This window comes from Providencia sp. PROV033, from assembly GCF_028484855.1.
In the GTDB taxonomy this organism is placed as follows: domain Bacteria; phylum Pseudomonadota; class Gammaproteobacteria; order Enterobacterales; family Enterobacteriaceae; genus Providencia; species Providencia alcalifaciens.
On sequence record NZ_JAMPSW010000178.1, the window covers coordinates 1 to 2,687 of the forward strand.

Sequence of the window (2,687 nt, forward strand, 5' to 3'; positions counted from 1 at the left end):
AATTAAACTTCTAATAATTTACCGCCACTGATAAAAACTTAAGTTAATTCATTGACTCCCAATAAATTCACTCAGTATAGTAAGGAAAAAACGCATACGAGGCATCAATAAATGAAAACTATAGGATTGATTGGAGGTATGAGTTGGGAATCAACTCAACTCTATTATCAACAGATCAATGAAGGCATAAAGCAACAACTAGGTGGGCTGCATTCTGCAAAAGTTATTTTGTATAGCGTTGATTTTGCTGAAGTTGAGCATTTTCAATCCCATGGACAATGGGAGCTTGCCGGTGATCATTTAGCGAGTGCAGGAGCGAGCTTAAAAGCTGCTGGCGCTGACTTTTTGGTTCTCTGTACCAATACAATGCATAAAGTTGCCCCTCAAATTGAGGAAAAATCAAAACTTCCATTCCTACACATCGCTGATGCTACAGGTGAAAAAATAACGCAGTCTGGCATTAAAACTATTGGTTTGTTAGGTACTGCGTTTACGATGGAACAAGCCTTTTATAAAGATCGTCTGACCGATAAATTTAATTTAAGGGTGATAACCCCAAATGAAGCAGATAGAAAAATCGTCCATGATATTATCTATCATGAACTCTGTTTAGGGATCATCTCCGATACCTCACGCACTGAATACCAACGCATCATGAAAACACTTGTCGAACATGGCGCTGAAGGAATTATCTTAGGATGTACTGAGATCACCCTACTGGTGAATGCTGGCGATACTTCTGTACCTGTATTTGACACGACAGCTATTCACGCACAAGGTGCGGTAGAATATGCACTGAAAGCTTAATTTGAATGAATCTTAGGATAATTTTCACTAATTATCCTAACCATCACAAAATACAGATATTCTCCTATGAAAAATCAAAGCAAATATGTTACTTATTGCTTCACGATTATTCTAGGATAGGGAATTATGAACGAAAGAAAACCCAACAACCTCTCGTTGGGTAAATTTATCCAAAAAGAGAGGCTCGCGCGCCAAATGACTACCACGGAAATCGCCCAAGCAATTTCCGTCTCAGAGCGAGTGTACTCCCACTATGAAGAAGGTTCAGTGTCTATCTATATTGAGCATCTTGTCGCATTAAGTTCAATATTAAAAATTGACCTTCAATTATTTTTTGAAGCGTATTTAAACCCAGAAAAATAGAGCTTTCATCTTTTATTTAGCATAAAGCGCCATACCTGACTTTATGCTAAACGTTATTTCTTAATTTTACTCTCTAGTGTTACATATAAAATACACCCATCATAAATATCTCTGAGATTTTCCCACTATAAAGTAGGTACTCAAAAGGTACTGCAACCATATTAATCGTGCTCATCATAACGTCCGCGATTATTTCTATTGGACTAAATACAGGCATACTTATTCTCCTCTTTTGAGTACAATATCTTGGCTAGGTAAATATAACTATAGGATTAAGAGCAAATTATGCCTCAAGTGAGTTTTTAAATTTACATTGAGTTATTTAATCAACTTTTACTTTTTTCATGAATATAAATATCAGGTCGATTAATCGTCCATGCATAATTTTGTTTGTTGACAGGCTCATAACCAAATTGTTCATATAGCCATGCTGCGGTTGTTGTAAATAGAGTGATTCTACGTAGTTTTTGAAAAATTGGATGGCTATGAATACAAGTTATCAGCCATTTGCCAAGCCCCTGCCCTCGGTATTCTTCAAGCACATATACATCACAAAGATAAGCGAAAGTTGAGTAATCTGTGACTAAACGGGCAAATCCTATTTGTACCTCATTACGATAAACACCAAAATTAAGACTATGCTCAATAGATAAACGAACGGTTTCAACATCAATGCCTTTCGCCCACGTAGATCTTGTTAGATAGTGTTGTATCGCGTGAATATCTAATCTGTTTTTATCTGTGCTGATCAGATAATCATTCTTATTCCATTCTTCTGTGGCTGAAAGCATATTCATGGTCACACCTTTTTGGTGATTATGAAAATTTCACCATACCATTACCTGAAGAGAATGACACTACTGCAACAATTAGTTTATGTGGATGCGATTTACTGATAGCTATAAACGAAAAACCCCCGCCAATTGGCAGGGGTTTGAAATTTTAAGCGCTGTATTAAGCTAGTATATTAAAGAGCTACGACGTTTACAGCCGCTGGACCTTTTGCGCCATTCTCTACTGAGAAGCTAACTTTTTGTCCTTCGTTCAGCGTTTTGAAGCTGTCGCTTTGAATTGCAGAGAAGTGTACGAACACATCTTTGCTACCATCAGCAGGAGAAATAAAGCCAAAGCCTTTAGATTCGTTAAACCATTTTACTAAACCAGTCATTGTATTAGACATATTGAATTCCTTTAAATTTTAATTGTTGCCACACGGCATATAGGTTTGATACTTCTTTATACTTATGGAACTAATTAGGAGGAATTCACTACGAGTGGATATCAATGGATAACACTTGATGGGGAACTTTTCAAAACTTGCTTTCATAAATAGGTCTGTACTTTCAAACCGATGGACGTATTTACTCATATATCCTTAATCATAGCAATGTTTTTTTCATAAATACTGTAATTATTTTAAAATCAATTTCAATTGAACATGTATTCACACATAACAAAAAACAGTAACAAACTGAAAAATAAGAAAATTTAAAAAACCATACGATGATAACTCAGGC

The 2,687-nt window shown here is 35.8% G+C and carries 4 protein-coding genes; 2 read left to right on the forward strand and 2 right to left on the reverse strand.

Annotation, left to right across the window (positions count from 1 at the left end):
* The first annotated feature begins 111 nt into the window (after positions 1-111).
* Both PSF16_RS17040 and PSF16_RS17045 read left to right on the forward strand, forming a co-directional pair.
* Positions 112-807, forward strand: coding sequence for an aspartate/glutamate racemase family protein (locus PSF16_RS17040; protein WP_272689772.1), 696 nt, complete (start codon positions 112-114; stop codon positions 805-807).
* Positions 808-933: 126 nt separating this feature from the next.
* Positions 934-1,170, forward strand: a complete 237-nt coding sequence (locus PSF16_RS17045; RefSeq protein ID WP_006661912.1) for a helix-turn-helix domain-containing protein — start codon at positions 934-936, stop codon at positions 1,168-1,170.
* Between the two features lie 326 nt (positions 1,171-1,496).
* Here PSF16_RS17045 and PSF16_RS17050 read toward each other — a convergent pair whose 3' ends face one another.
* Both PSF16_RS17050 and cspE read right to left on the reverse strand, forming a co-directional pair.
* The gene (locus tag PSF16_RS17050; RefSeq protein WP_272689773.1) at positions 1,497-1,967 is read right to left on the reverse strand and encodes a GNAT family N-acetyltransferase; all 471 of its coding nucleotides are present in this window, start codon (positions 1,965-1,967) and stop codon (positions 1,497-1,499) included.
* A 170-nt stretch (positions 1,968-2,137) separates the two neighbouring features.
* Positions 2,138-2,350: a transcription antiterminator/RNA stability regulator CspE gene (gene cspE / locus PSF16_RS17055; RefSeq protein WP_006661913.1), complete on the reverse strand. Its 213-nt coding sequence runs from the start codon at positions 2,348-2,350 to the stop codon at positions 2,138-2,140.
* Positions 2,351-2,687 lie beyond the last annotated feature (337 nt).